The sequence below is a fragment of the Halomarina oriensis genome, from assembly GCF_009791395.1.
GTDB lineage: Archaea > Halobacteriota > Halobacteria > Halobacteriales > Haloarculaceae > Halomarina > Halomarina oriensis.
Map to the genome: position 1 here is coordinate 22928 of NZ_WSZK01000006.1, position 25069 is coordinate 47996.

Consider the following 25069-nt stretch of genomic DNA (forward strand, 5'->3'; position numbering starts at 1 on the left):
CAACGAGATAGCTTTCTTTCGTACCGATCCGCCGTGGCTCAGCTGTTAGACACGTGCCGCGAGTATAGCACGCCGCTGGGTTCGTGTTGCGGGTTTACGGCGGCTGCTCCAATCCCGTGATAACGAACGAACCATCCTCATCAACCGTTATCAGGACTGTCCCTCCGACACGTTCGCCATCGGCGTTCTCACCGATACCAACGAGTCCGGCAACCGGAGCGTCGTCTCCTCGCTGGACAGTGACCCTGTACTCACCTTGCTGTGAGAACGCTTCATGGAGGTCGACCCCCATGCCGGGCGTGAGCGTCAGATTAAATTGAGCCGTGGTGTTCTCGCTCTGAATGGAGAGGTTGATACGCTCTGTTTGGTTGTACTCGTTCTCAAGTACAACTCCTGTGGACCCCTCTGATGACCCGCCAATGTTTGGCACCGAACAGCCAGAAACTGCCACCAGCAAGCAGACGATGATGAGAGGACCAAACCGTCGACGGAGAGGCATGTCTCGATTCCATGTACTATTGCGATAAGCTTTCTGTCGGTCCAGTTGCTCGATACACTCACGCTCTCTGTCTAACAATACCGGCAATAAATACAGTGGCTGATCCCTTCGCTCACATTCCGAGTGTGCCAGTCGCAAGTTTGGCAGACAAGAGCGTTGGCTCTCTTCCGCTCAGGCTTCGACGTACTCCAGGTCGTCGACCACGTCGCCCCGGACGACGGCGGCGAACTCGGTCGGGTGTTCGTAGTGCGGGAGGAGGAGTGCGTCGTCGAACACGACGAGTTTCGCGTCGATGGCCTCGGCGAGTTCGCGGCCCTGCTCCAGCGGGAGGATGTCGGCGTCGCGGCCCCAGACGACGGTCACGTCGGCGTCGACGTCCGCGAGCGTCTCCGCGAGGTCGAGGTCGGAGTCGAGAAAGCCGCTGACGAACGACGCCGGGGCGAACCGCGCACCGGGCTGGTGGGTGAGCTGCCACCGGTATTCGAGCCACTCGTCGTCGGCGTTGCTCGGGTCCGCGAAGCCGTGGTCGGCCTGGAAGTACTGCAGCGACCGCTCGCTCGACAGCAGGTTGAACAGCCCTTCACCCACGAGCGGCGAGCGGAGCAGGGAGCGGAGCCACGTCCGGCGGCCGGGCATCGTCGTCGCCGTCGGGCAGACGAGCACGAGTTCGTCCACCGAGACGGCCCCGCTCGTCGCGGCTCTGGCGACGTAGGCGGAGGTGAGCGAGGACCCGACGACGGTGGCGTCCTCCACCGTATCGCGCAGGAAGTCGGTGACGAACGTCTCGTAGAGCGACGCCGAGTACATCAGCGGCGGCCGGTCCGAGAGACCGAACCCCGGCAGGTCGGGGGCGACGACGTGGTAGTCCTCGGCCAGTGCGTCGAAGCACTCGACGAACTCCGCCGACGACCCGGCGGCGTTGACGCCGTGAATCAGGACGAGGTCCGGGTCGTCCGGGTCACCGGCTTCGGTGTAGGAGACGTCGAACCCACGCCAGCGGTACGTCTGCGTCGCTCGGCCGAGCGGCGTGTGTGGGGTCTCCGCCTGCCCCGCGAGTGCCCGGTTCGCGGCGGCCGTCGCCCCGAGGCCGCCGACGAGTCCATAGAGGAGGTTGCGATAGCGCATAGCGCACTGTACGACGGTCGGGCGCTTAATCCCTGTCCACGCGCGGGCAGTCACACCGCCCCACGTTCTCAGCCGTCGCGGTCGGCCTCGACACACTCCTCGATGGGGGCGACGAGTTCGTCGGCGACGGCGTAGGGGTCGGTCTCGCGGTCGAGCACCCGCTGGACGTAGCTCTCGATGCCGCCACGCGCGGCGAGTTCGCCCGCGACGAGTTGGTTGACGTCCTCGCGGAGGAGCGTGCGAATCTCCTCGGCGTAGCGTTGACGCGCACGCTCCTCGCCTTTCCCCGACTCCGCCAGATAGGTCGCGTGGTCGGCGAGCAACTCGATGAGGTCGTCGACGCCCGTCCCGTCCTCGGCGACCGTCTCGACGACCTGCGGGGTCCACCCCTCGTCGTCGGTCTCACGGGCCATCGCCTCACTGGCGGCGGCCTCGCTGGCCGCGTCCGCACCGTGGTGGTCTGCCGTCTGGGTGTAGTCGTTGCGCGTGTCGATCATCTCGCGCAGTTCCATCACCGTGCGGTCAGCGCCGGGGAGGTCGGCCTTGTTGACGACGAACACGTCTCCGATTTCGAGGATACCGGCTTTGAGCATCTGCACGTCGTCACCGCTGCCCGGCGGGACGAGGACGGCGACCGTGTCGGCGGTCTTCACGATGTCTATCTCGTTCTGTCCCGCGCCGACCGTCTCGACGATGACCTTGTCCTTGCCGAACGCGTCGAGCGCCTTGACGGCGTCCGCGGTGGCCGTCGAGAGCCCCCCGAGACTCCCGCGAGCGCTCATCGAGCGGAAGAACACGTCCATGTCGCCCGACACGGAGGCCATCCGGATGCGGTCGCCGAGGACGGACCCGCCGGTGAACGGTGAGGAGGGGTCGATGGCGATGACGCCCACCGTCAGGCCCTCGTCGCGGTAGGTCTTGGCGAGTTTGTCGACGAGCGTGGACTTGCCCGCACCCGGCGACCCGGTGATGCCGATGACCTCGGCGTCGCCGGTGTGCTGGTAGAGTTCGCCGACGAGGTCACGATAGCCGGGCGAGCGGTTCTCTATCTTCGTGATGGCGCGGGCGAGCGCCCGGTGTTTGCCCGCGAGCAGGTCGTCGATGAGGTCGCCCATCAGTCGCGCTGTGGGGCGTTCTCGCGGACGAACTCGACGGCCTCCTCCATCGACGCGCCGGGGCCGAAGATACCGCCGACGCCCGCCTCCTTCAGTTTCGGCCGGTCGTCCTCGGGGATGATGCCGCCGACGACGACGAGCGTGTCGTCCAGCGCGTCGTACTCGTCGAGTCCCGCCAGAATCTTCGGGACGAGCGTGTTGTGCGCCCCCGAGAGGATGGAGATGCCCAGCACGTCGACGTCCTCCTGGACGGCCGCCTGGACGACTTCGTCCGGCGAGCGATGCAGGCCCGAGTAGATGACCTCGAAGCCGGCGTCGCGGAACGCCCGTGCGATGACGTGTGCGCCGCGGTCGTGGCCGTCGAGGCCGACTTTCGCTACCAGACAGCGGATGGTTCGCTGGTCAGCGTCTGCGCTCATGGCCTGGGGTTCACGGGGTGGGACATTGACTCTAACGAAGCGACTAAGGTCCAAAGCGAAGCGGCCATACACCCGGCGCACGGAGAGTGGGTATGGCCACTGCCTCCTCCGGGAGCGTCCTCAAGGAGCATCCCCGTGCGATTACGGCGGTGCTCTCCGTCGTGGGCTACGCGCTCGTCCTCGGCGCGTTCGCGGACGTCATCCCGCTGTTCCCGGAACTCTCGCGTGAGACCGTCATCCTGTTCTCGGACCTCATCGCCGTCGTCAACTCGCTAGCGCTCACTGCCTTACTCGTCGGCTGGTATCTCATCCGGCGGGGCGACGTCCGGAGACACCGTGTGGCGATGCTGACCGCGTTCACACTCATCTGTGCGTTCCTCGTCCTCTACCTCTGGAAGGTGGGCGGGGGCTTCGAGAAGTCGTTCGTGATTCGGGAGGGCCAGTTCCTCGCGGGCTACGCGGGGGTCATCGAACCGCTCTACCTCGGCATGCTCGCCATCCACATCCTGCTGAGCGTCGTCGCAGTCCCCGTCGTGCTCTACGCCATCGTCCTCGGCCTCTCGCACACCCCGCAGGAACTCCGGAACACCGCCCACGCGCGGGTCGGACGCATCGCCGTCGCGTCGTGGTCGCTGAGCCTCTTCCTCGGCGTCGTCACCTACGTCATGCTCAACCACGTCTACTCGTGGGTGCCGCGCGGCGAGGAGGCGATGCTCCTGTTGCTCGCCGTCCCCGCCTACCGCGCCCGTCGTGCGTCGGCCCGAGACGACGAGAGCGCCGACGAGTAGTCCGGCCGGCGACCTGTCCTTCCCGACGGCAGTGCGTGCGTGTCACCGAATCGCACGCCCGTTATCGTCGGCGTTCGCTTACCTCCGGTTAGTCCGCCGCGGGCGGCGTGTTCGACGCGGTGGCCCACCATGAGCGAGGAGTCAACCTACCAGCAGTTGTATCGAACGACCATCCCGTCGGTCGTCTCCATCTACATCGCGGGCAACGGCCGGCGACCCGGCGGTTCGGGGTCGGGGTTCGTCCACGAGACGGCCGACGGCGAGTGGGTGGTCGTGACGAACCAGCACGTCGTCGGCCGCGAGACGGAGGTCGACGTGCGCTTCGCCGACGGCCGGTGGCGCGTCGGCGAGGTAGTCGGGAGCGACGCCTCCACCGACCTCGCCGTCGTCCGCGTCCCCGACCTGCCCGACGCGGTCGAACCGCTCGTCTTCGCCGACGAGAACCCGGTCCCCGGAACGCACGTCGCCGCCCTCGGCAACCCGATGGGTCTCGACGGGTCGCTGTCGGTCGGCGTCGTCAGCGGCGCGTCGCGGTCGATGGTCACTCGGTCGGGGTTCGTCATCCCCGACACCGTCCAGACGGACGCGCCCATCAACCCCGGCAACTCCGGGGGACCGCTCGTCGCCCTCGACGGCCGGGTCGTCGGCATCAACCGCGCCCGTGGCGGCGACAACATCGGCTTCGCCGTCAGCGCCGAAGTCGCCGCACGCGTCGTCCCGTCGCTCGTCGTCGACGGCGAGTACCGCCACCCGTACCTCGGAGTCCGGACCCTCGACGTCTCGCCGAGCGTCGCACAGGCCAACCGCCTGGAGCGGCCCCGCGGCGTCCTCGTCGTCGACGTGGCCGACGGGCCGGCCAGCGGCGTCCTCCGTGGGTGTCGTGGGACCCGACGCGTCAGGGACCACGACGTGCCCGCCGGCGGCGACGTCGTCGTCAGCATCGACGGCGACCCCGTCGACGCCCACGAGCAGTTGATGCGCTACCTCCTGCTGGAGACGCGACCGGGCGATCAGGTGACGCTCGAACTGCTCCGGCGCGGAGCGCGCATCGAGGAGCGTGTCCGACTCGGCGAACGACCGATGCCGGGCGAGCGTGGCGACCAGCGCGGCCGTGGGCGTCGTCGGGGTGGCCGCGACCCACGCGGTGACGGTGACTCCCGTCGCCGCGGGACGAACGTCCCGGTTCGCTGAGGCCGCCTCGATTCGCTCGTCTCGAAACCGGTCGGTCGAAACGAGAACACCGCTACGCCAGTTCCTGACGTCTCTCCCGACTGTTATGTCAGAACAGAGCGAGTCGTGGACGTCCTCGACGACGGTAACGGGACGTCCCGGCGAGGAGATGACGCTCGACCTCCGATGGTCAGGGGGCGAACGAGAGGCGACCGTCACCGTGGAGTAATCGATTGCTCCCGTTCACTCCGACCGTTAGACCCACGCGCTCTGTCTAACAACACCGGCAATCGACGCGAACAGTTCCCTTTCACGCTGATTCGCAGTGGTTCAGCTGTCAGACTGGTGGCGCGTGTCTATCACCGCTGGCATCGAATCGGGCGGGCCATACAGCGCCCGGTCAGGCCGCTACTGTGGTTCAGTCGACCGCTCGAAGATGAGAAACTTCGTTCCGCCGCCGGTGTAATCGACCGTCTCGACCAGCCGCCAGCCCTCGGCGGCCAGTTCGTTGATTTCGACTTTCGGGTCCGCGGACTCCTTTTTCGTCTCGCCACGAGGGACTCGTAGCGTCTCGTACTCCCAGTGGTCGTCGGTGTGGTGGCTCATGTGGAACGGGAGATACTCCGCCGGCGATGATACCACTCCCGATTACTGCTGGTTACCGAGGGTACCCGGTCGTCGATTACGAACGACGGCATCGTCACGGGTAGGTGTCCCCGCTGACCGTCACGTTCTGAGTCGCAACGACACTCCCGTTGACGGTGTTGACCGCGTACAGCGTCACTGGGGTTCCAGTCGGGAGCGGGAGTGAGACACTGGTCTGTCCGGTGTCGACTTCGGTCGAGTAGAACGACCCACCGCTTTCGGTGATGACGTTCACTCGACTCACGCCGTCCGTCGTCGTCGCCGACGGAGCGAACGTGATGGTCGCTTGGACCGACGAGGTTCCCCACTCGCTGCCTGTCTCGACGTTTCGAAACGTGGCCGAGTCGTTGGACTCTACGGTAACAGACGGATAGACGGTGAGACAGCCGCTCGTAACGACGAGACCGACAACAGCGAGTAGGGCGACTGCGCCTCTCCGGGTCGTATTCATCTACTCCTCCGTCCGCAAGCGACCCTTATTACTCCACGGCCGGCTTCGACCCGGGGTTCAGTAGTGAAACAGCCCGAATGCGGCGGGATAGAGGGGGAACAGAGCCCTCAAGTGTGTACCACGAGTCGGCGGAGTCACTACATGAAACGCGCTGCTCGTGAGCGGACGGTGCCTCTCTTCGAGGGCCTCTCGCTGACCGATAGACACCAACTGAAGGACTCACAGCGATGAGCGACGACTCCTCGGAGACTATCGACACCCGTGAGGAGGACCCGAACCTCGATGCGTCGAGCGTCGACGACATCGGAACGGCGAACACGATGCGCGAGCGAAGCGGCGAGACGAAGTTCAAGGTCTGGCTGACCCTCGACGGCCACCGCATCGTCGTCGCAGGGCTGTTGGCGATGCTCATCTTCGGTGTGTTCGTCTTTGGCGGGACGTTCTTCTACCAGTACTACCTCACGGACGCTCAGACTGCCGACACCGTCGAGACGGTGTTTTCGACGATGATCAGCGCCATCATCACCGGTGTCACGCTCGTGTTGACCATCACGCAGATCGTCATCTCACAGGAGAACGGGCCGCTCGGCGACCAGCGCCAGCGGATGAGTGACACGATGGACTTCCGAGAGTACACGAAGGAACTCACCGGAACGCCGACGCCCGCCGACCCGTCGGCGTTCCTCCGGGCGCTCATCTTGGAGAGCAAAGACTACGCCGAAGACCTGCGCGAATCGGTCCAGAACAGCGACAGTGAGGACCTCCGTGGGGAAGTCGGCGAGTTCACGGACAGCCTCATCGGCAACGCAGAGGCTGCCTCCGACAAACTCGAAGGGCGGAAGTTCGGGTCCTATACGGTCGTCTCGGCGGCACTGGACTACAACTACGGCTGGAAAATCTTCCAGATCGAGCGCATCGCCGACGACTACAGCGACACCCTCACAGAAGAGACGCGGAGGATTTTCGACGATCTGAAGACGGTGCTGTCGATGTTCGGTCCCGCACGCGAACACATCAAAACGCTGTATTTCGAGTGGGAACTCATCAGTCTCTCACAGAACATCCTCTATCTCTCCGTCCCGGCGCTCATCACCGCCGGGTTCATGACGACGTACGTCGGCGGGACGGCACTGGCCGGTGGGACGCTCGGCGTGCCGAACCTCATCTGGGTGACGTCCGGAGCGTTCGCCATCACGACGCTCCCCTTCCTGTTGCTCATCTCGTACATCGCGCGGGTGGCGACCATCGCCAAGCGGACCCTCGCTATCGGACCGTTCATCCTCCGAGACTCCCAGCGCTGAACCAACCGTTTTCAGGAGGAGAGGCAACGGGCGGTTCATCGCTACTCATCGATTGCGTGCTGTGGTCGCTCTTTTCCGACAGTGTCGAATTGGAGAGGAACGGTGCGCATTGAGTCGGAGTTCATGATGGGTGTCTGAGTCGTACCGATAGACCCACGCTCTCTGTCTGACGACGCCGGCAGACGAGGCAGTAGCCGATTCCGGCCGTTCGCGCTCGTGTACCGGGTCCGTCGGTGGCACCGTCCGGTCAGCACGTCGGTAGTGGCCGCCGGTCCGTCCGACTCAGTCCGTCCGCGGCAGCGCGAACGCGCCGAGGACGAAGAACACCACCGCGAGCACCGCCAGCACGCCGAGGTTCAGTAGCCACGGTGCGACGCCCGTCGCACCCTCGACCTGAATCGTCGCCCGTGGCGTCGTCACCGCCCGGACGCCCCGCGAGAAGTACGTCAGCGGCGAGAGGTTCAACGCCGGGAGGAACCAGTCGGGGAGTTGGTCGGGGGCGACGAACGTCTCCGAGAGGAAGAGCAGCGGGATGGCGATGCCGTTCGAGGCGGCGATGACGCCGTCCTGGGAGTCCGCGACCCGCCCGAGAATCGCACCGACGCCACAGAACAGCGCCACCGCGAGCGCGACGAACGGGACGAGTGCGAACAACTGTGGCCCGACGGCTATCTCCGCGCCCGTCACGAAGACGACGAGGACGAAGATGAGGATGGCGGCCCCACCGATGATGGCGACGTTGACGAGCGTCTGGGCGAGCAGCCACTCCCAGCGAGCGAGGGGGGTGGTCGCCAGTTTCTCGAAGCGGTTGCCCTCGCGGTGGCGTGCCACCTCGCTTCCCACCCGCGACAGCGGTGTGAACAGCACGACGACGGCGAGGTACGCCGGCAGGTAGTAGACCGGCGGTTCGGCGAACAGGCCGCCACCGGTCGGGTTGGTCTGGACCAGCGCGCCGAAGATGAGGATGATGATGACCGGGAAGAAGAACGTGAAGAAGACGGCCGTCCGGCGACGCAAGAATCCCCGTGCGGCGGCCGTCGTCTCCGACCCGACCCGGCGAGTCAGGCTCACGCGGCGGCCTCCTCGCGTTCGACCGCTTCACCCGTCTCGGTGACGCCCGTGCCCGTCAGCGCGAGGTACACCGATTCGAGGTCCGGTCGTTCCCAACGCAGGGCGTGGTACGACACGTCCGCCTCGGCGAGGGCGTCGACGATAGTGCCGATGTCGTCGGGCATGGCGTCGCGGACGACGACGCCTCGTGCCGTCGTGGCGACGCGGTAGCCCGCCTCCTCGACGGCGCTCGCGGCCGCGTCGGCCACACCGCCCTCCGTCTCGACGACGAGTCGGGACTGGCCGCCGTAGGCCTCGACGAGTTCGCGGGGGGTCCCCTCCGCGACGAGTTCGCCGCCGGCGAGCAGGCCCACCCGGTCCGCGAGGCGTTCGGCTTCGGGCATCGAGTGCGTCGTCAGGACGACGGTGGTGCCGCCCGCGACCAGCGACTCCAGTAACTCCCAGAGCGCGCGCCGACCGGCCGGGTCGATGGCCGTCGTCGGTTCGTCGAGGACGAGCAGGTCGGGGTCGTTGACCAGCGCGATAGCGACGCAGGTGCGCCGTCGCTGGCCCCCCGAGAGGTTCTCGTACCACGTGTCGGCGTCGTCGGTCATGCCGACGTCCGCCAGTACGTCGTCCGTGGGGCGAGCGTCGTCGTAGAGGCCGCCGTAGTAGTCGACCAGTTCGCGGGCGGTGAGCCGTTCGGGCGGCGAGAACGACTGTGGGAGGAGACCGACGCGCTGTGGGTCGGCGGTGCGCGGGTCGCCGCCGAACAGGTCGACGCGGCCCTCGTAGTCCGTGGTCCCCAGCAGCGCACGGACGAGCGTCGTCTTCCCCGCGCCGTTGGGACCGATGAGCGCGTACACCTCCCCGTCGTCGACGGTGAGCGAGACGCCGTCGAGCGCGACGGTGTCGCCGTACTCCCGACGGACGTTCTCGGCGACGATTGCCATGGTTCGAGTTGCGGTCGGTTCGCGCCTAAGGGTTCCGGGTTCTCCCGTCGGCCCGTTCGTGAGTTCGTGACACACTACCCCAAGCGCTTTGCGAGTCGCTCGGTCAGCACGCACATGGGCCAACGCCGCCGCGTCAGGGACGCGTACGACGATATCGCCGCCGACTACGACGCGGACCGTGGGACGGCCGGGGCGGACGTCCTCCGAACGCTCCTCGACCGACTCGACCCCGATTCTCGCGTCCTCGACGCTGGCTGTGGGGGTGGCCGTGTCGCGCTCGAAGGCCTCGCCGAGCGCCACCGGGCGGTCGGACTGGACTTCTCCCGTGAACAGCTTCGACTGGCGGCCGAGGCGGGCCGTGGCGACGAACACGTCGCCGGCGACATGACCCACCTCCCGTTCGCGGACGACTCCTTCGACGCGCTCACGTCGCTGTTCGCCGTCATCCACGTCCCCACCGAGGAGCACGCGACGGTGTTCTCGGAGTTCGCACGTGTCGTCCGACCGGACGGCTGGATGCTGTTCAACACGGGCGACCAGGCGTGGACCGGCGCGAACGACGACTGGCTGGAGACCGGAACCCGCATGGAGTGGTCGTACCCCGCTCCCGCGGTCACCCGCGAACTGGTGACCGACGCCGGCTTCGTCGTCGAGTCGGTCTGGTCGCCCGAGGACGAGCACGGCGGGCCGTTCCCGATGCTCCTCGCACGAAACGAGGGCTGAACGTGGGACGGGGTCGCTACGCGAACGTCTCGTCGCGCACGGCTCGGACGATGGCGTCGACGTCGAACTCGTCGCGCTCTTTCTCGTAGACGACGGTCCCATCCACGCGGACTTCGAGGATGCCGTGGTCGCCCGTCACGAGTGCGGCGCGGTCGATGCGTTCGCCGAGACTGCTCAGGACGGCGTGCTGTATCTGTTCGGCGCGTTCGAGGAAGCCACAGGGGACGCAGTACTCGATTTCGACGGCTGTCATCGTCGGAGCCACGCCCGGAGGCGTGAAACGTCTGCCGCCGTCGGCCGCCAGACGAGCAGGGCGACGCTGACGACGAACACCGCCGTCGACGCGCCGTAGGTCAGCCCGTTGGTCGCCGCGACGAGCACGCCACCGCCGCCGACGAAGCTGCTGACGACGCCCGCGAGCACCGGGAGCGTACACGAGACACAGGAGAACAGGCCGAGAACGCCCGCCGCCGCGCCGCCGGCCCCGCCCGTCGCGTCGAGGACGACGCCGTAGACGAGATACGCAAGCGCCACGTAGCCGACGACGCGGAACGGGACGAGCGCGACCGTCAGCCACTCGCCCGTGTAGAGGACGGCCGGGGACCACCCCGGCGGGAGCGTCCAGAAGCGCACGTCCACGCCGAGGGTGAACCGTGTCGGCCCGACGGCGTAGAGCCCACCGGCGTACCCCAGCACGAGGAGGTAGCCGACGGCGACGAGCGCCGCGAGCGCCCGCCTTCGGGCGGGGGCGTCGGGAATCCGTGCCCGAACGACGCCCCAGACGGCGACGTTGATCCAGACGAACGGGTAGAGGTAGATGTTCGTCCGCGCACCGGTCGGTGCGATGCCCGTCGTGTCGAAGTACGTCGCCAGCAAGAGGAGTTCGGCGACGACGAGGAACGTCCCGTAGGCGATGGTCTCGCGTCGTGGGACGAACCGTTCGAGGGGGTGTGCGGTGCTCATCTGGTGATGTCGGGGCGTTCAGACGACGCTGGCGTCGACGAGAACCGCTATCAGGACCGTCCCGAGGTAGGCGTTCGAGGCGTGGAACGCCCGGAACGCGGCGGACTCGGTCTGCTCGCGGTGGAGCCTGACGACCGCCCAGAGGAACACGCCGCCGAAGACGACCGTCGCGGCGGCGTAGAGCCAGCCGAGTCCCGTCTGCGCGGTCAGTGCCGTCGCCGCGATGAGCGTCGCCGCGAGATACCAGAGGATGTGTTTCCGGGTGACCGTCTCACCGCGGACGACGGGCATCATCGGGAAGCCGCCGCGGGCGTAGTCGTCCTTGTACGCCAGCGCGAGGTTGTAGAAGTGCGCCGGCGTCCAGAGGAAGATGACGCCCGCGAGGACGAGGCCCGGCAGGAGGCTCCCGAGGCCGTCGATACCGACCCACCCGGTGACGGCGACGTAGCCGATGAGCGCCGGGAGCGCCCCGGCCGCGCCGCCGATGACGGTGTTCTGGACGGTGTTGGGTTTGAGGACGAGCGTGTAGACGACGCTGTAGAAGAGGATGGCCACGAAGCCCAGCGTCGCCACCAGCACGTTCACCTGGAGGAACGCGACCAGCGAGAGCACGGTCAACACCGCCGCGAACGCCAGCGCGTTGCGGACCGGCACCTCGTGGGTCGCCAGCGGGCGGTCGCTGGTCCGCTGCATCCTCTTGTCGACGTCGCGTTCGAGGACGTGGTTGAACGTCCCGCTCGCACCGATAGAGAGGACACCGCCGAGCAGCGTGAACACGATGGTGTCCAGGGAGAGGTCGGGTCCCGCGGCGAGCGCCATCCCCGCCGAGGCGACGAGACAGAGGAGCCACATCAGCCGTGGCTTCATCAACTGGAAGTACGCCCAGCCGACGCGCTTGGCACGCGCCACCGGCCCGACGTCGGCCGCGAGCGGCGCGGTCGGTCGGTCGACCGGCGTCTCGTCGAGCGCAGGGTCGGGTGTGTCGAGCGACCCGTCGGGTCGGTCGTCGGTTCCGGTCTCGGCTTCGAGTTGCCAGGCGAGCGCGAGCGCCAGCGCGGTGAAGATGACCGTCCCGACGAGGAGGTGGGTGCCCGCGAGGGCACGCGGTGCACCTTCGAGCGCGACGGACGCGCCGACGCCGGCCTGGAGGGGGTACGCGACGCCGGCGACCAGCAGGGCGAGGCGGACGCGGGTCGTAGCAGCCGACCAACCGACGACGGCCGTCGTCAACCCGAGCAGGCCGACGACGACGGCGACGAGTCGGTGGCCCGTCGCAACGGCGACCTGCGGGTCGGTGAGGGGCCCCGAACACGTCGGCCAGGTGCCACAGGCGGCGACGGCGTCGGCGAGTGAGGCGGTCGCGCCCACCACCACCAGCAGGTAGACGCCGACGAGCGTCGCCGCGAGCAGGGAGGTGAAACGAGGGCGGGACACGGTTGTGATACCGTCGGATGCGTTCGCACTTAGACCCCCCGTTTTCCGGAGCCGATCGGTCGTTACGAGGCCGCAGTCAGCAGGTATTTACGTCGAAGCGGCTAAGCGCAGTTCATGCAACAGGCGCGACGAGTACTGGGTGTGCTGACCGGCCTGTTCGCGCTCGTCCTCATCGCGGACCCGGTCGCCGCCCAGACGTCAGTCAACGAGGAACTCATCTTCGGGCTCAACCGGAAACTGCTCTACGTCGCAGTTCCCATCACGGTGCTCGTCGAGGGAATCCTCATCTACACCGTCTATCGGTTCCGAGACAACGACGACCCGAAACCGACCCAGGAGAACCGCCGTCTCGAGATCACCTGGACCATCGCCACGGCTATCATCCTGCTGTTCGTCGGTCTGGCCTCCTACCAGGTGCTCGGCAGCGAGTTCATCGGCGGCGCGACGGCCACCGTCGACGACAACGGCCAGTCGGGCGACCTCATGGAGTTGAGCTACGACTACCCCGGCGCGTCGCCGCCCGCCGCCGACAGCCCCGACGCGACGCAGATCGAGGTGAAGGCATTCAAGTACGCCTGGCAGTTCAACCACCAGAACGCCGGCGGGGAGAACGTCTCCGCGTCCGGGACGCTGGTGATACCCGCCAACGAGAAGGTCTACCTCCACGTCACCTCGAAGGACTGGCTCCACGCCGTCCACATCCCCGCACTGGGGCTGAAACAGGACGCCTTCCCCGGTCAGTACAACACCATCGCCACCAGGGTCACCGAGGAGGGTACCTACCAGCTCTACTGCGCCGAGTACTGCGGTGTCGGCCACTCCAACATGCTCGGTGAGGTCCGCGTCGTGAGCCAGGAGGAGTACCAGCAGTACCTCGAAGAGAACGGTAGCTCCGGCGGCAGCGGGGGCAACGCGAGCGGTAACGGTTCGGGCAACGCCTCCGGCAACGCGTCGGCGTCGCTCGTCACGGCCTGACGAGCGGTCTCGTCGTCTTTCTCCGACCACGACGCTCACCGGAGCCACTGCTCGGATTACTGAACATCCCACTGGCGAGACTACTCACTATCGAAACATTTTTGTTCGTGTACACTGTTGTCGTGGCACGATGGTGTCGCTAGCTGTGTCGTGGTGACGGGGTTCGGTCGAGTCGACCCGTCGAGACACCACGGCGGAGGGCGATTCCATCGGTACGCCCGTACCGCGTCGGTCGGAGCAGGTGACGCTGGCACCGACACCGCTCCGCTCGGACGTCGTGTGACCGCGACGGTATCGTCGCCCGCGATGCCGTCGCGCTCGCCGAGTGGCTCCGCGCCCACCCACTCGGCGTCGACACACGATGCGGTCGACGGGTTTCGAGCCGACGGCACGTGGGGAGAACGAACCGTCGCACGAACGGGCGCACACCGTCACCCGCCGAGCCGGCGCTCCGTCGGACCGGTCGGGACGCCCCCTCGTCCACGAGCGTGCCGTCGTCACGTCGACCCGCCCCGAGTGCCGACGGACGGCCGTCTTCCGACGACTGGCGCTCTCACCCGGTAGCTACCGCGCCGCTCGTCCTCGTCAGTGTTCGGGGTGCGTGACTCCACGGAGTGACCGGCACGTCTCGGGTCTCGTGTCGCCGCCTCGTCGGCGTCACGCGACTGTCCGTTCGGGTCGGACGGTCCGCCGTCGCCCTCACGTCGGTCGAGTGCCCGACGTCGTCGGCCGGGTGCAGGCGGTCGAACGTCGCTCCGTCCACGAGCGGAGCGCGTGACGGCGGCCGCGAGACGGCGGCGGCGCTGGTGGGTCGGAGACGTCGAGAGAACTCGTGGCCGTCTCAGATGGTGAACACCGCGCCGACGTAGAGCACGACGACGAGGAAGATCCAGACGACGTCCACGAAGTGCCAGTACATCGAGACGGTCGAGACGGAGGTGTGACGCTCCGAGGAGTACTGGCCGAACAGCGCGCGGATGAAGACGATGCCGATGAGCACCGCACCGAGCGTGACGTGCAGGCCGTGGAGGCCCGTCAGGCCGTAGAACGCCGACCCGAACACGCCCTGCGTGATGGTGAAGTTCTCGTGGACGATGAACTCGTAGTACTCGTAGATCTGGCCGCCGATGAAGACGATTCCCAGGAGGAGTGTCGTCCCGAGCAGGCCGATGAACCGCTTGCGGTCGTCGTTCAACAGCGCGACGTGTGCGTAGTGGAGCGTGAACGAACTCGCCACGAGCAGTGCCGTGTTGATGAGGACGAGCGAGCCGACGAGGTGGGGGAACCCCTCCGTGCTCCACGCGCCGGCGCGGACGAAGAAGTAGTAGATGAACCCGGCCCCGAACGTCGCCACTTCGGTCCCGAGAAACAGTATCATCGCCATCCGGAGTCTGGAGGAGCCGTGTTCGGAGGCGTCGCCCTCCCAGAAGTTGACGATGAACGCGTGGTAGAGCCATCCGTACAACCCGACGAGGAAGACGACCGTGGAGGCGACGAACACCGACGGCCCGACCAGCGAGCCGATCAGTGGTTCGTCACCGGTACCGAGGAGGAACAGGGCAGCACCGATGTAGAAGCCTGCGCCACCGATGGCCGTGACGAACGGCCACCAGCTCGCCTCGCCGAAACCGCGAGGCCAGTCCTCGACGGCGGGCAGGTGGTGACCGTGTCCGCCGTGGTCGTCCGATTCTTCAGTCGCCATAGGAATCGTTACCGAGCGGAGGGACAAAAGCCCTCTCAAAACGCCGGCGGCGCGAGACGAAAGCGACACCACGGCGCTGGCCGTACTCGACCGTATGGACCGGTTGGCCTCGCCCGAACGCGCTCCGCGCGTACTCCCGCCGCGTCGCCTCCTCGCGCTCGCCGTCGTGCTCGGTGTCGCGTGCGCGCTGTTCGTCGGCACCGCACTCGCCCACAGCGGGTCGCTCGGTGGCTCCAGACAGGACCTCTCGGTCCCCCAGTGGCTCGTCCTCATGACCGGTGGCGGGGCCGTCGGCGCGTCGTTCCTCCTGGCGAGTTTCGTCACCGACCGGTCGTTCCTCCGAGCGGTCCACGACAGCGAGCGTGGCCTCGGGTCGCCCGTCCGCCCGCTCGTCGTCATCGGCCGAATCGGGGGCGTCGTCGGGCTGGTCGGCGTCCTCGTCACCGGGCTGTTCGCGGACCCGCTCGGGCTGACACAGCCACTCCGGAACCTCGCGGTGCTCGTCGTCTGGGTCGGCTGGTGGGCCGGGTTCTCGATGACGACGTACCTCGTGGGCGACACCTGGCCCGTGCTCAACCCGTGGCGCACCGTCGCGTCCGTCCTCCCGTCGCTCGACCGCTCGCTCCCCGAGCGCGTCGGGTCGTGGCCGAGCGTCGGCCTCCTCCTGGCGCTCGTCTGGCTGGAGGTGGTGAGTCCGGTCGCCGACGACCCGACGCTGCTGGGAGCGGTCGTCCTCGCGTACACCGTGTTCACGGTCGCCGGAGCGGCCGTCTTCGGCACCGAGACGTGGTTCTCGCGTGTCGACCCGGTCTCGCGTGTGTTCGCCGCCTACGGGCGTGTCGCACCGTTGACGGTCGAGGACGGGCGTGTTCGCGCCCGCGTACCGGGGATGGCCCTCTCCGAGGCGTCGTGGCTCTCGGGGCGTAGTGACGTGGCGTTCGTCGTCGCCCTGCTGTGGGTGACGACCTACGACGGGTTCGTCGCCACCCCGACGTGGCGCGGTGTCGTCACGCCGCTCGTCGAGGCGGGCGTCCCCGCACCGCTGCTCTACCCGCTCGCGCTCGTCGTCGGCTTCGTGCTGTTCTACGGCGCGTACCGACTGGCGGCCCGCTCCGGCAAGCGCGCCGCCGACTCCCTGCTCACGACCGACGAGGTTGCCCGCCGGTTCGCGCCGTCGCTGCTCGCCATCGCCGCGGGCTACCACGTCGCGCACTACCTCGGCTACTTCCTCTCGCTGTCGCCGGCGCTGTTGGGCGCACTGTCGAACCCGTTCTCGCCACCGCCGCCGCTCGAACTCGTCCTGCCGTCGTGGTTCGGCGGCGTCGGCCTGACGTTCGTGCTGGTGGGTCACGTCCTCGCCATCTGGGTCGCCCACACCGCGGCGTTCGAACTGTTCCCGAGTCGCGTCCAGGCTATCCGCAGTCAGTACGCACTCACGGCGGTGATGGTGCTCTACACGATGACGAGTCTGCTCATCGTCTCTCAGCCGGCAATCGAGGTGCCGTACCTGTGAGCGGGAGTGCCGAGCCGACGGCGAACGATGCGGTCGCGGTGCCCGAGGCCGGCCCGTTCGTCTGTGCGCACTGTGGCCGGCCGTTCGCCCGCGAGGCGTACCTCGCGCTCCACTACGGCGTCGACCACGACGAACCGCTGGACGCCGAGCGCCGCGCGGCCTTCGAGACGGCCCGCGAGGAGGAGGAAGCGGCGCTGCGCCAGTTTCGACTGAAGGCGCTGCTCGCGCTCGTGTTCACGTACTTCGGCTTCCTCATGCTGTGGGCGGTGGTCAACCTCCTGCTGTGAGAGACGACTGGACCGCCCGTGACCGGGTGGAGCGACGACGGTCTCAGCCCAGTCCCCGGAAGACGAGATACGGCAGGACGAACAGGACGACGGTCATCGCCACGAGGATGAGGCCGTAGCTGAGTGCCGTCGCGACGGCCGTGAGCCAGGTCGGGTGTTCGTACTCGGCGAAGCGTGCGGGCAGTTCCATATCCGACCCTGCGCGCCTCGGCTCAAAGGTGTATCGTTGCCCGGAGCCACGGGACGACCCGGTGACCGATTCAGCGGACGATGTCGCCGATACGTCGGGGCTCACCCGTCGGCTGTGAGTCCTTCTCGACGATGTTCAGCACCTCGTGGTCGGTGACGTCGGGGTAGGACTTGCCGATGGCCTCCTCGACGAGGGACTTCTCCAGTCGGAACTCGGTACCTTCGTAGACGACGTCGACGCCCGACTCGTCGAACGACAGAACCGTCATACCTCCCCTGTGCATCCGGCTTACAAAACCTCACCGTTCCTCGGAACCCGGACTCTCACGACCTCGAACAGGCGTCTGCCGTCCGTCAGACGCTCGCCGTGGGTTTATTATGGGAGACGGCAAGGGGTAGCCGTGCCGCTCCGTTCCGACCCGCTGGACAGACTCGCCGTTCCCGACGGGACGACCGTCGAGGAGCGCGACCTGGTGACGGCGGGAGACGTGGTCGTCGGGGGACAGTCCACCGTCGAGTTCGGGGTTCGCGGTCGGGGGGTCGTCGCCGGCGAGCGCGTCACCTTCGGCGGCGACATCGAGGCCGAAGCCGACTGCCGACTCGACATGTGGTGTGACGTCGCCGGGAACGTCCTCGTCGGCGAGGACGCCTACATCGGCGAGCGGACCCACATCGGCGGGCAGTTGATGGTCTCGGGTGACCTCGACATCGGCGACGACGTCGACATCGAACGCGGCTTCGAAGCCAACGGCTGGATCGTCATCCGGAACCCGATGCCGACCATCACGTTCTTCTTCGTCTACCTCTCGCATCTCCTCCGCATCGGCGAGGAGGAGGCCGCCCAGGACGCCGCGAACGAACTACTGAGCGACGACGAGGGCGACGAATCCGAGGGTGAGGAGAGCGACGCGGACGTCGACGACGCGGACGCGCCGACCGGTCCCGCTCCGCTCGTGATTCCGCGTGGGGCGAGCGTCTCCGACGACGCGTGGCGGGTCTCGACGCCCGCGTTCGTCGGCGACGACTGTCGCATCCACGGCAACCTCCGGGCCGCCTCGCTCGACGTCGGTGAGGACAACAACGTCTTCGGCAGTCTCCGCGCGAAGGGCGACATCACCGTCGGCGAAGGAACCCGGATTCACGGCGACGTGACGACCCGGAAAGGCACCGTCCGCATCGCGCCCGGCGCGGAGGTGCTGGGCGACGTCGCCTGCGAGGACCTCTCGCTCCACGACGACGCCGCCGTCGACGGCGCGATTCGCGCCCGCGGCGAGATGTCCATCGTCCGCGAGTTCGCCCGCGAAATCGAGTGACCGGCCACGGTCACTTCGCCGACCACCGCCTTCGACCCACCATGGCTCCAGATCAGCGGTTCCGTATCGGCCAGCGCGTCACCTTCGAGCGTCCGAACCACCCGCGCCACGGTGCGGTCTGTTCGGTCGTCGACGTGCTGGCCGTCTCCCACCCGCTGGCGGACTACCGGACCTACGTCGTCGAGTTCGTCGACACCGGCGAGCGGGTTCGCGCCAGCGGCGAGGAACTGACCGCCCGACAGTGAACAGGCCGCCTCCGACGCCGCTCAGAAGAACTCGTGGACGAACGCGCGGTGGTCGGCCGCGACGTCGTCACGCTCCTTCGGTGATGCGTCTTGGTACCACAGTGGGAGACACGCCATCGCGTCCAGTCGGTCGGTGAGGCGGTACAGCGCCATCCGTTCGAGGGTCGCGTCGTCGAACGTCCACGAGGGCCGTTCTCGTCGGTAGGCCGACCGGAACGTCTCGCGGAGGTCGGCGGTGCGTGTCTCGCCGTCGTCCTCGGGCGAGAGGAGTCGCGTCTCGACTTTCGCCAGGTTGTACGCCGGATCGGCCGCCGAGAGGTTCGCCCAGTCGAGGACGGCCCGCGTCTCGCCCGTCTCGGGGTCGACCAGCAGGTTTCCGTACCGGTAGTCCCAGTGGTTGTACGTCGGGGGGTCCGCTTCGGGGAGCGCCGGAACCGCCTCGCGGACGAACGCACGGGCGTCGGGGACGAGGTCGGCGAACCGTTCGGGGTCGTCCGCGAGTTCCGGGAAGAACCCGCCGTCGGTGAGCGAGTCGAGCGTCTCCTCCGTGTCGGCGAGCAGTTTCTCGCGGAAGTCCTCCCGGTGGGAGTGATCGTCGGTGTCGAGCACCGTCAACTCGCCGTCCTCGACGCCGACACGGCCGTACGCGGGAAGCGGACCGAGCGCGTGCAGTCTGGCGAGGTTCGCCCCCGCATCGCGGACGATTCGGTCACGGGCCGCGGGGGCGAGCGACCCAGCCCGGTTCTCCAGGTTCTCGCCGTCGACGTACTCCATCAGGGTGAACGGCGCGGGGTACGTCCCGTGGTCGTCACGGTATCCGACCACACTCGGGACGGGAATCGCCGTCTCTCGGTCGACGAGGTCGAGCAGTCGCGGTTCGGAGCGGGCGACCGCCGGATCGACGAGGCCCGCCGTCGTCGCCTTCAGGACGACACGCCGTCGCTCGTCGCCGGTATCGACCGTCAGGAGGCCGACGAAGTCGGTGCCGTGTTCGCTTCGCTCGATGGACTCGACGGTCCACGTCGGTTCGAGTTCGCCGACCATCCCGCGGACCGCGTCGTCGTCGACGGTGTCCGACGAAGTCGACTCGTTCGTCATGGCGACACGCTCGGTCACGGGCGTGGTAAGCGTGTCGTAGGCGTGTTACCACCCGTGAGTTCGCCGTCGACCGAGCGAGACGCTCGGCGGGTAGCGAGCGGAGGAGACGGGGCCCACCGATGCGAGGGGCGGACTCAGTCGTCCGAGGAGTCGTAGCCGAGGGCGGCGGCCACGTCGAGCAGGCCGGAACCGCTCTCGTTCTCGGCCAGGCCGATGTCCTCGGCGGTGCTCTTCAACCGGGAGCGTGCCTCGCCGGGGCCGTAGCCGTCGGCGAGCAGTTGCCCGGCCGCACCGGCGACGTGCGGGCAGGCCATCGACGTCCCGGAGAACTCGGCGTAGCCACCGGGAACGGTGGAGTTGATGTTGCTTCCGGGGGCGGCGATTTCGACCTCCGGACCGGTCGAGGAGAAACTCGACAGGCCGTCGTTGCTGTTGGTCGAGGAGACGGCCATGACGGTGTCGTAGGCGGCCGGGAAGCCCACGCAGTCGGTACACTCCCCGGAGTTGCCGGCCGCGGCGACGAGGAAGACGCCGTTGTCGGCGGCGTACTGACAGGCGTCTTTCACCGCCTGCGACCCGGAGGACGCCCCGAGACTCATGCTGGCGACGTCCCAGCCCTTGTCCGCGACGGCCTCGATGCCGGCGGCGATGTCGGAGAACGCTCCCGAACCCGCACAGTCGAGTACCTTCACCGCGTGGAGCGTCGCCTCGGTGGAGACGCCGACGACGCCCTCGCTGTTGTTCACCGCGTTGGCGGTCCCGGCACAGTGGGTTCCGTGGTCGTTGTCGTCGTCCCACGGTTCGTTACAGGAGTTGGAGTTCCCGCCGAAGAAGCAGGTGAACCCGCCGTCGCCACACGCGGTGATGGCGACGCCCTCCCCGAGGTTCGCCTGGAGGTCGGGGTGGTCCGAGTCGATGCCGGTGTCGACGATGGCGACGTCGATGCCGTCGCCCGTCGACCCGTTGGCCTGTGCGACTTCGGCGTCGACCCGGTCGACGCCCCACGGCGTCGACTGGGCGATGGCGTGCATCTTCCCGTCCGGTTCGATATACTTCACGTTCGGGTTGTTCCGGAGCCCCTTCAGCGCCTGCTCCGGGAAGTTCCCGGCGACGGCCTCGCCCTGCGCCCCGAAGTCGAGTTCGTGTTTGACGCTGTTGGCCTGCTGTTTCACCAGGCCCTTGGCCTTCCCGTCGGTCACGCCCACGACGAAGTCACCTTTCTCGGCGGCCTGTGCGCTCGCCGTGCCGAGGAGTGCCGTCCCGGCCGCACCCGCGCCGATTCCCTTGAGTACGCTGCGCCGCGTCTTGTTATTCCGAGACATGGAACAGACAATCACAAGTAACACCCGATAATAAATCTAGGGTCAGTCAAACGAGGAAATAAGTACGTTCGGATTCCGGCGACCGAAAGGCACACCTCCGCCCTCGCGGTGGGTGTGATATGCTCTCTGTCGCGCTCGCGGGCAAGCCCAACGCCGGCAAGTCCACGTTCTACCGGGCGGCGACGCTCGCGGACGTCGACGTCGGCAACTACCCGTTCACCACCATCGACCCGAACCGGGGAGTGAGCTACGTCCGCACGGACTGCCCCTGTCTCGCCCGCGAGGACCGCTGTGGCAACGAGAACTGTCGGAACGGCAAGCGCTACGTCCCCGTCGAACTGCTCGACGTGGCCGGACTCGTCCCCGGCGCACACGAGGGGCGTGGCCTCGGCAACCAGTTCCTCGACGCCCTGTCGAACGCCGACGTCATCTGCAACGTCGTCGACGCCTCCGGCGGGACGAACGCCGAAGGTGAACCGGTCGAGGTGGGCAGCTACGACCCCGTCGAGGACGTCGACTTCGTCGAGGAGGAGATGGACCTCTGGCTGGCGGGTATCGTCTCGCGCAACTGGGAGTCCGTCGAGCGACAGTCACGCTCGCCGGACTTCTCGCTGGAGGACGCCCTGACGGACCTCCTCACCGGTATCGGCGCGAGCGAACACGACGTCGCCGCCACGCTACGGAGCGTCGAGTACCCCGCCGACCCCATCCAGTGGGACGAGGAGGACCAGGAACGCCTCGCTCGTGACCTGCGGGCACGCTCGAAACCCATCATCGTCGTCGCCAACAAGGCCGACGTCGCTCCACAGGAGAACCTCGAACGCCTCCACGAGGCCGCGGACGTCGTCGTCCCCGCCACCGCCGAGGGCGAACTCGCGCTGAGACAGGCCGCGAAGGCGGGTGCCGTCGACTACGACCCCGGCGACGAGGAGTTCGAGATCACGGGCGACCTCTCGGAGAAACAGGAACGCGGCCTCGAACGGATTCGCGGCGTGATGGACGAGTGGGGCGGCACGGGCGTCCAGACCGCTCTCGACACCGCGGTCTACGACTTCCTCGACCACTTCACCGCCTACCCCGTCCAGAACGAGTCGAAGTGGACGGACGGACAGGAGAACGTCCTCCCCGACGCGTTCCTCCTCGCGCGGGGTTCGACCCCGAAGGACCTCGCGTTCGCGGTCCACTCCGACATCGGCGAGGGCTACCTCCACGCCGTCGACGCCCGAGAGAACCGACGCATCGGCGAGGACCACGAACTGGAGGAGGGCGACGTCGTCAAGATCGTCTCGACGGCCGCCTGACCCGGCGATGCCCGGACCGTTCAGGCTCCCGGCCGAGGACGTTCGACCCTCACAGCTCTACCTGAACGGTCGGAAACTGGCACTGGCGACCGAGTGGTTCGACTTCGACGACCCCGAGTACGACTCGGTTCCTGTCGTTCGCATCGACGGCAACTGGACGCTGACCGACGGTCACACACGGGCCTTCCTCGCTGTGTTCGCGGGTGCTGAGAGTCTCCACGTTCACGAGGACACCGACGACCTGCCGAGGGCGCTCTACGCCGAGTGCGTCGGGTGGTGTCACGAGGAGGACGTCACTCAGGTTCGAGACCTGTTCGGGCGGGTCGTGAACGCCACCACGTTCGAGCGGGTGTGGGTCGACCGATGCCAGCGGGCGGCCGAGCGACTCGGCGACGGCTGACGACCACGCGCCGTCACTCGGCGACGTGGGCGACGAACACGCCCGCGTCCTTCCGAACCCGGAAGACGCCGTCCTCGAACCCCTCCTCGAACGCCTCGCGGAGCGCCGGCGCGTCCGACTCGTCGAACTCCTCCCGCGAGAGTGCGTAGCCGACCAGCACGTCCACGTCGGTGACCGCGAGTGCGTCCTCGTGACGACGGCACTCGACGCGGTCGAAGACGGCCGTGAGTTGCTCGCGCCCGTTCTCCAACCGGAAGCCCTCGATTCGGGGGACGACCCCCTCGTGGACCGCTTCTACTCTCTCGTAGAGTTCACGAAGGTGGGCTTCGCCACTCGTCGCGGCGTGGAGCGTCCCGCCGGGGCGGAGGACGCGCCGAATCTCGCGGAAGGTCCGCCGCCGTTCCGCGATATGATACAGCACGAAGTTCGCCGTGACGGCGTCGAACGAGTCGCTCGCGAACGGCAGTGACGCGGCGTCGGCGACGGCGAACTGGGCGTCGACCGCGTCGCGTGCCTCCTCGACCATCCCCGACGAGGCGTCGGTGTGGACGACGGTCCAGTCGCCGGGCACACCGACGTCGGCCCAGACGTCCCCCGGGCCGCCGCCGAGGGTGAGGATTCGCGGCGAGTCGGGGCAGTCGAACTGGTCGAACAGCCAGGGCTTGAGGTCTCGCTCGGCCGTCGAGAACCGCTCGTGGAGGGCGATACGTGCGTCGAGGTTCGAGGCGTCGTCGTACTGCTCGGCGAGCGCCTCCCGGTCTTCACACCAGTCGGTCACGACCGGGGGTCCTCGTCCGGTCGAAATGAAGGTGTCCTTCGACCGACTGTCGACGCTGCGGAGGGAAATTCGGGTGAGTCTCTGGTCCGAGTTTGAAATACCCTTTTGCTCGGGCACCCCCTCCACCGAGTCGTGTGCAAACGATGCACACAGAGCATCACCGATGACCGAACTGACCGACACCGAACGGGCGCTACACCTCGTCGTCGAGGAACTCCGCGAGTCCAACCGTATCGGTAGCGACGACGCCCGGTACTTCCACGACCGCATCGGTCTTCTGGTCGCCGAACTTCGGTGCTGTCACGAGCCAACGAACCATCGGTGAGCGCTCTTCTCTACCGTCCGACCGCTGACGCCGCCTTCGAGTCCTCCACCCGCCGCCCCGACGACCGGTCACCGTAACGGCTCGAACCAGACGGCGACGACCAGCGCCGCGAGGAACAGGTACGACCCACGAATCAACACGGCCGTCGTCGTCCGGGCGTCCATCCGGCGAGTGAGCGACGCGACGGCGACGAACACGCCGACGGCGAGGACGCTACTCGTCGGGAACACGGACGTCGACACCGCGAGTGCGGTGACGACGACCATCCCCGTCGCCATCAGCGCGTACGCGGCGGTCCGTGCCCGTTCACGACCGAGGACGACCGCGACGGTCCGCTTCGAGATGGAGCGGTCGTACTCGTAGTCCTTCGCGTCGTCGATGACCTTGATGCCCGAGAGGACGGTAACGAACACGACGGCGAACGCGACGACGGTCGTCGAGAGCGCCTCCGCCTGCACGTAGTAGCCGCCGAGGAGCGCGAACCCGATGCCGGCGGGGTAGCCCGTCGTCGCCGTCACCGGGTGCATGTCGAGTCGTGGCGCGTGGTGGTAGCCGATGAGCCACCCCGGAAGGGTGAGCGCGACGGCGACCGGTCCCGCCGCGAGGTAGATGGGGACCAGACCGAGGAAGAACACCGTCGACGCACCGGCCAGGGCGAGTCGGCAGCCACGTGCGGTCAGCGGGTGGTCGTCGTCCTCGCCGCGGCCGTGGAAGTCCACGTAGCCGTCCTTGACGTGGGCGACGAACAGCGCGCTGAACACGACGACGGCGTACAGCAGCGCGACGGCCGGGTCGAACGAACGGGCGAGCACGGCTCCGAACGCGCTTGCGGCGACCGGCGGGAGCATGAACACGGGATGGACCTGTGACGCCAGTGCTCGCACGTCCGCACCGACACCCGAACCGTGACGAGCGATAGCCATACACACACTCGGGTCGCCCCGCCACATAAACATCGACGGCGAAACAGGAAGGCCGAACGCCG

30 protein-coding genes are annotated in these 25069 nt (G+C 67.6%); 12 read left to right on the forward strand and 18 right to left on the reverse strand.

Annotated features, from left to right (window positions below; genetic code table 11):
* Positions 1–94: 94 nt before the first annotated feature.
* The 4 genes from GQS65_RS01940 to GQS65_RS01955 all read right to left on the reverse strand — a co-directional run bounded on the left by GQS65_RS01940 (position 95) and on the right by GQS65_RS01955 (position 3158).
* The gene (locus GQS65_RS01940) at positions 95–499 is read right to left on the reverse strand and encodes a hypothetical protein (RefSeq protein ID WP_158202995.1); all 405 of its coding nucleotides are present in this window, start codon (positions 497–499) and stop codon (positions 95–97) included.
* Between the two features lie 171 nt (positions 500–670).
* Positions 671–1624, reverse strand: a complete 954-nt coding sequence (locus tag GQS65_RS01945) for an alpha/beta fold hydrolase (RefSeq protein ID WP_158202996.1) — start codon at positions 1622–1624, stop codon at positions 671–673.
* A gap of 68 nt (positions 1625–1692) precedes the next feature.
* Positions 1693–2739: a methylmalonyl Co-A mutase-associated GTPase MeaB gene (meaB, locus tag GQS65_RS01950; RefSeq protein ID WP_158202997.1), complete on the reverse strand. Its 1047-nt coding sequence runs from the start codon at positions 2737–2739 to the stop codon at positions 1693–1695.
* Positions 2739–3158, reverse strand: coding sequence for a cobalamin B12-binding domain-containing protein (locus GQS65_RS01955; RefSeq protein WP_158202998.1), 420 nt, complete (start codon positions 3156–3158; stop codon positions 2739–2741). Before GQS65_RS01955 ends, meaB begins: the two co-directional genes overlap by 1 nt.
* 92 nt (positions 3159–3250) lie before the next feature.
* Here GQS65_RS01955 and GQS65_RS01960 point away from each other — a divergent pair, with 92 nt between their 5' ends.
* Positions 3251–3946, forward strand: coding sequence for a DUF420 domain-containing protein (locus GQS65_RS01960; protein ID WP_158202999.1), 696 nt, complete (start codon positions 3251–3253; stop codon positions 3944–3946).
* Between the two features lie 129 nt (positions 3947–4075).
* Positions 4076–5137: a S1C family serine protease gene (locus GQS65_RS01965; protein ID WP_158203000.1), complete on the forward strand. Its 1062-nt coding sequence runs from the start codon at positions 4076–4078 to the stop codon at positions 5135–5137.
* Positions 5138–5524: 387 nt separating this feature from the next.
* Here GQS65_RS01965 and GQS65_RS01970 read toward each other — a convergent pair whose 3' ends face one another.
* A complete protein-coding gene (locus GQS65_RS01970) occupies positions 5525–5722 on the reverse strand; it encodes a DUF4177 domain-containing protein (RefSeq protein ID WP_158203112.1) in 198 nt (65 codons plus the stop codon).
* A gap of 94 nt (positions 5723–5816) precedes the next feature.
* Positions 5817–6005 carry a hypothetical protein gene (locus GQS65_RS21545; RefSeq protein ID WP_233264980.1) on the reverse strand — a complete coding sequence of 63 codons (189 nt, stop codon included), beginning with the start codon at positions 6003–6005 and terminating at the stop codon, positions 5817–5819.
* 434 nt (positions 6006–6439) lie between these two features.
* On the opposite strand from GQS65_RS21545, the gene GQS65_RS01980 reads away from it, so the two are divergent.
* Positions 6440–7513 (forward strand): hypothetical protein, encoded by a 1074-nt coding sequence (locus GQS65_RS01980; protein ID WP_158203002.1) that lies wholly within the window; start codon positions 6440–6442, stop codon positions 7511–7513.
* Between the two features lie 282 nt (positions 7514–7795).
* Here GQS65_RS01980 and GQS65_RS01985 read toward each other — a convergent pair whose 3' ends face one another.
* Both GQS65_RS01985 and GQS65_RS01990 read right to left on the reverse strand, forming a co-directional pair.
* The gene (locus GQS65_RS01985) at positions 7796–8584 is read right to left on the reverse strand and encodes an ABC transporter permease (RefSeq protein WP_368279759.1); all 789 of its coding nucleotides are present in this window, start codon (positions 8582–8584) and stop codon (positions 7796–7798) included.
* Positions 8581–9516 (reverse strand): ABC transporter ATP-binding protein, encoded by a 936-nt coding sequence (locus GQS65_RS01990; RefSeq protein WP_158203003.1) that lies wholly within the window; start codon positions 9514–9516, stop codon positions 8581–8583. Before GQS65_RS01990 ends, GQS65_RS01985 begins: the two co-directional genes overlap by 4 nt.
* Before the next feature lie 114 nt (positions 9517–9630).
* On the opposite strand from GQS65_RS01990, the gene GQS65_RS01995 reads away from it, so the two are divergent.
* Positions 9631–10239, forward strand: a complete 609-nt coding sequence (locus GQS65_RS01995; RefSeq protein ID WP_158203004.1) for a class I SAM-dependent methyltransferase — start codon at positions 9631–9633, stop codon at positions 10237–10239.
* Positions 10240–10255: 16 nt separating this feature from the next.
* Here GQS65_RS01995 and GQS65_RS02000 read toward each other — a convergent pair whose 3' ends face one another.
* From GQS65_RS02000 to GQS65_RS02010, 3 genes are read right to left on the reverse strand one after another with little or no spacing between them, the layout of a single operon-like run.
* A complete protein-coding gene (locus GQS65_RS02000; RefSeq protein ID WP_158203005.1) occupies positions 10256–10492 on the reverse strand; it encodes a SelT/SelW/SelH family protein in 237 nt (78 codons plus the stop codon).
* The gene (locus GQS65_RS02005; protein WP_158203006.1) at positions 10489–11202 is read right to left on the reverse strand and encodes a DUF7546 family protein; all 714 of its coding nucleotides are present in this window, start codon (positions 11200–11202) and stop codon (positions 10489–10491) included. The genes GQS65_RS02000 and GQS65_RS02005 overlap by 4 nt, the downstream gene beginning before the upstream one ends.
* A gap of 18 nt (positions 11203–11220) precedes the next feature.
* Entirely contained in the window at positions 11221–12636 is a 1416-nt protein-coding gene (locus GQS65_RS02010; protein ID WP_368279760.1) for a heme o synthase, read from the reverse strand.
* 114 nt (positions 12637–12750) lie between these two features.
* On the opposite strand from GQS65_RS02010, the gene GQS65_RS02015 reads away from it, so the two are divergent.
* Entirely contained in the window at positions 12751–13611 is an 861-nt protein-coding gene (locus tag GQS65_RS02015; protein WP_158203007.1) for a cytochrome c oxidase subunit II, read from the forward strand.
* 841 nt (positions 13612–14452) lie between these two features.
* Here the strand turns inward: GQS65_RS02015 and GQS65_RS02020 are convergent.
* Positions 14453–15313: a cytochrome c oxidase subunit 3 gene (locus tag GQS65_RS02020; protein WP_158203008.1), complete on the reverse strand. Its 861-nt coding sequence runs from the start codon at positions 15311–15313 to the stop codon at positions 14453–14455.
* A gap of 94 nt (positions 15314–15407) precedes the next feature.
* On the opposite strand from GQS65_RS02020, the gene GQS65_RS02025 reads away from it, so the two are divergent.
* On the forward strand, positions 15408–16826 hold the full coding sequence (locus GQS65_RS02025) for a hypothetical protein (protein WP_233264981.1): 1419 nt from the start codon (positions 15408–15410) through the stop codon (positions 16824–16826).
* A complete protein-coding gene (locus GQS65_RS02030) occupies positions 16823–17113 on the forward strand; it encodes a C2H2-type zinc finger protein (protein WP_199268385.1) in 291 nt (96 codons plus the stop codon). The genes GQS65_RS02025 and GQS65_RS02030 overlap by 4 nt, the downstream gene beginning before the upstream one ends.
* A 43-nt stretch (positions 17114–17156) precedes the next feature.
* Here the strand turns inward: GQS65_RS02030 and GQS65_RS21315 are convergent, their stop codons facing one another.
* The gene (locus tag GQS65_RS21315; protein WP_199268386.1) at positions 17157–17303 is read right to left on the reverse strand and encodes a hypothetical protein; all 147 of its coding nucleotides are present in this window, start codon (positions 17301–17303) and stop codon (positions 17157–17159) included.
* Positions 17304–17373: 70 nt separating this feature from the next.
* The gene (locus GQS65_RS02035; protein WP_158203009.1) at positions 17374–17571 is read right to left on the reverse strand and encodes a DUF5800 family protein; all 198 of its coding nucleotides are present in this window, start codon (positions 17569–17571) and stop codon (positions 17374–17376) included.
* 132 nt (positions 17572–17703) lie between these two features.
* Here GQS65_RS02035 and GQS65_RS02040 point away from each other — a divergent pair, with 132 nt between their 5' ends.
* Positions 17704–18615, forward strand: a complete 912-nt coding sequence (locus GQS65_RS02040; RefSeq protein ID WP_368279761.1) for a polymer-forming cytoskeletal protein — start codon at positions 17704–17706, stop codon at positions 18613–18615.
* A gap of 41 nt (positions 18616–18656) precedes the next feature.
* The gene (locus GQS65_RS02045) at positions 18657–18860 is read left to right on the forward strand and encodes a hypothetical protein (RefSeq protein ID WP_158203010.1); all 204 of its coding nucleotides are present in this window, start codon (positions 18657–18659) and stop codon (positions 18858–18860) included.
* Between the two features lie 21 nt (positions 18861–18881).
* Here the strand turns inward: GQS65_RS02045 and GQS65_RS02050 are convergent, their stop codons facing one another.
* Together GQS65_RS02050 and GQS65_RS02055 are read right to left on the reverse strand one after the other, a co-directional pair.
* On the reverse strand, positions 18882–19958 hold the full coding sequence (locus GQS65_RS02050) for a phosphotransferase family protein (protein WP_233264982.1): 1077 nt from the start codon (positions 19956–19958) through the stop codon (positions 18882–18884).
* 134 nt (positions 19959–20092) lie between these two features.
* Positions 20093–21280 (reverse strand): S8 family peptidase, encoded by a 1188-nt coding sequence (locus GQS65_RS02055; RefSeq protein ID WP_158203011.1) that lies wholly within the window; start codon positions 21278–21280, stop codon positions 20093–20095.
* A 119-nt stretch (positions 21281–21399) separates the two neighbouring features.
* Between GQS65_RS02055 and GQS65_RS02060 the strand changes: the two genes are divergently transcribed.
* Together GQS65_RS02060 and GQS65_RS02065 are read left to right on the forward strand one after the other, a co-directional pair.
* Entirely contained in the window at positions 21400–22581 is a 1182-nt protein-coding gene (locus GQS65_RS02060; RefSeq protein ID WP_158203012.1) for a redox-regulated ATPase YchF, read from the forward strand.
* Positions 22582–22588: 7 nt separating this feature from the next.
* Positions 22589–22981 carry a histone acetyltransferase gene (locus GQS65_RS02065; RefSeq protein WP_158203013.1) on the forward strand — a complete coding sequence of 131 codons (393 nt, stop codon included), beginning with the start codon at positions 22589–22591 and terminating at the stop codon, positions 22979–22981.
* A gap of 13 nt (positions 22982–22994) precedes the next feature.
* On the opposite strand, the gene GQS65_RS02070 is transcribed toward GQS65_RS02065, so the two are convergent.
* Positions 22995–23759, reverse strand: coding sequence for a methyltransferase domain-containing protein (locus tag GQS65_RS02070; protein ID WP_368279762.1), 765 nt, complete (start codon positions 23757–23759; stop codon positions 22995–22997).
* A gap of 163 nt (positions 23760–23922) precedes the next feature.
* Between GQS65_RS02070 and GQS65_RS21550 the strand changes: the two genes are divergently transcribed.
* On the forward strand, positions 23923–24084 hold the full coding sequence (locus tag GQS65_RS21550) for a hypothetical protein (protein ID WP_233264992.1): 162 nt from the start codon (positions 23923–23925) through the stop codon (positions 24082–24084).
* Between the two features lie 68 nt (positions 24085–24152).
* On the opposite strand, the gene GQS65_RS02075 is transcribed toward GQS65_RS21550, so the two are convergent.
* A complete protein-coding gene (locus GQS65_RS02075; RefSeq protein ID WP_158203015.1) occupies positions 24153–25007 on the reverse strand; it encodes a UbiA family prenyltransferase in 855 nt (284 codons plus the stop codon).
* Positions 25008–25069: the final 62 nt, after the last annotated feature.

Bases quoted from the DNA above. Each gene is read 5' to 3' on its own strand.
- GQS65_RS02055 (WP_158203011.1), bottom strand. From the start codon at position 21,280: ATGTCTCGGAATAACAAGACGCGGCGCAGCGTACTCAAGGGAATCGGC.
- GQS65_RS02065 (WP_158203013.1), top strand. From the start codon at position 22,589: ATGCCCGGACCGTTCAGGCTCCCGGCCGAGGACGTTCGACCCTCACAG.
- GQS65_RS02035 (WP_158203009.1), bottom strand. From the start codon at position 17,571: ATGACGGTTCTGTCGTTCGACGAGTCGGGCGTCGACGTCGTCTACGAA.
- GQS65_RS01965 (WP_158203000.1), top strand. From the start codon at position 4,076: ATGAGCGAGGAGTCAACCTACCAGCAGTTGTATCGAACGACCATCCCG.
- GQS65_RS01945 (WP_158202996.1), bottom strand. From the start codon at position 1,624: ATGCGCTATCGCAACCTCCTCTATGGACTCGTCGGCGGCCTCGGGGCG.
- GQS65_RS01980 (WP_158203002.1), top strand. From the start codon at position 6,440: ATGAGCGACGACTCCTCGGAGACTATCGACACCCGTGAGGAGGACCCG.
- GQS65_RS01960 (WP_158202999.1), top strand. From the start codon at position 3,251: ATGGCCACTGCCTCCTCCGGGAGCGTCCTCAAGGAGCATCCCCGTGCG.
- GQS65_RS01955 (WP_158202998.1), bottom strand. From the start codon at position 3,158: ATGAGCGCAGACGCTGACCAGCGAACCATCCGCTGTCTGGTAGCGAAA.
- GQS65_RS01995 (WP_158203004.1), top strand. From the start codon at position 9,631: ATGGGCCAACGCCGCCGCGTCAGGGACGCGTACGACGATATCGCCGCC.
- GQS65_RS02005 (WP_158203006.1), bottom strand. From the start codon at position 11,202: ATGAGCACCGCACACCCCCTCGAACGGTTCGTCCCACGACGCGAGACC.
- GQS65_RS21315 (WP_199268386.1), bottom strand. From the start codon at position 17,303: ATGGAACTGCCCGCACGCTTCGCCGAGTACGAACACCCGACCTGGCTC.
- GQS65_RS01940 (WP_158202995.1), bottom strand. From the start codon at position 499: ATGCCTCTCCGTCGACGGTTTGGTCCTCTCATCATCGTCTGCTTGCTG.
- GQS65_RS01990 (WP_158203003.1), bottom strand. From the start codon at position 9,516: ATGGCAATCGTCGCCGAGAACGTCCGTCGGGAGTACGGCGACACCGTC.
- GQS65_RS02050 (WP_233264982.1), bottom strand. From the start codon at position 19,958: ATGACGAACGAGTCGACTTCGTCGGACACCGTCGACGACGACGCGGTC.
- GQS65_RS02025 (WP_233264981.1), top strand. From the start codon at position 15,408: ATGGACCGGTTGGCCTCGCCCGAACGCGCTCCGCGCGTACTCCCGCCG.
- GQS65_RS01970 (WP_158203112.1), bottom strand. From the start codon at position 5,722: ATGAGCCACCACACCGACGACCACTGGGAGTACGAGACGCTACGAGTC.
- GQS65_RS02015 (WP_158203007.1), top strand. From the start codon at position 12,751: ATGCAACAGGCGCGACGAGTACTGGGTGTGCTGACCGGCCTGTTCGCG.
- GQS65_RS02020 (WP_158203008.1), bottom strand. From the start codon at position 15,313: ATGGCGACTGAAGAATCGGACGACCACGGCGGACACGGTCACCACCTG.
- meaB (WP_158202997.1), bottom strand. From the start codon at position 2,739: ATGGGCGACCTCATCGACGACCTGCTCGCGGGCAAACACCGGGCGCTC.
- GQS65_RS02000 (WP_158203005.1), bottom strand. From the start codon at position 10,492: ATGACAGCCGTCGAAATCGAGTACTGCGTCCCCTGTGGCTTCCTCGAA.
- GQS65_RS02060 (WP_158203012.1), top strand. From the start codon at position 21,400: ATGCTCTCTGTCGCGCTCGCGGGCAAGCCCAACGCCGGCAAGTCCACG.
- GQS65_RS02075 (WP_158203015.1), bottom strand. From the start codon at position 25,007: ATGGCTATCGCTCGTCACGGTTCGGGTGTCGGTGCGGACGTGCGAGCA.
- GQS65_RS21550 (WP_233264992.1), top strand. From the start codon at position 23,923: ATGACCGAACTGACCGACACCGAACGGGCGCTACACCTCGTCGTCGAG.
- GQS65_RS02045 (WP_158203010.1), top strand. From the start codon at position 18,657: ATGGCTCCAGATCAGCGGTTCCGTATCGGCCAGCGCGTCACCTTCGAG.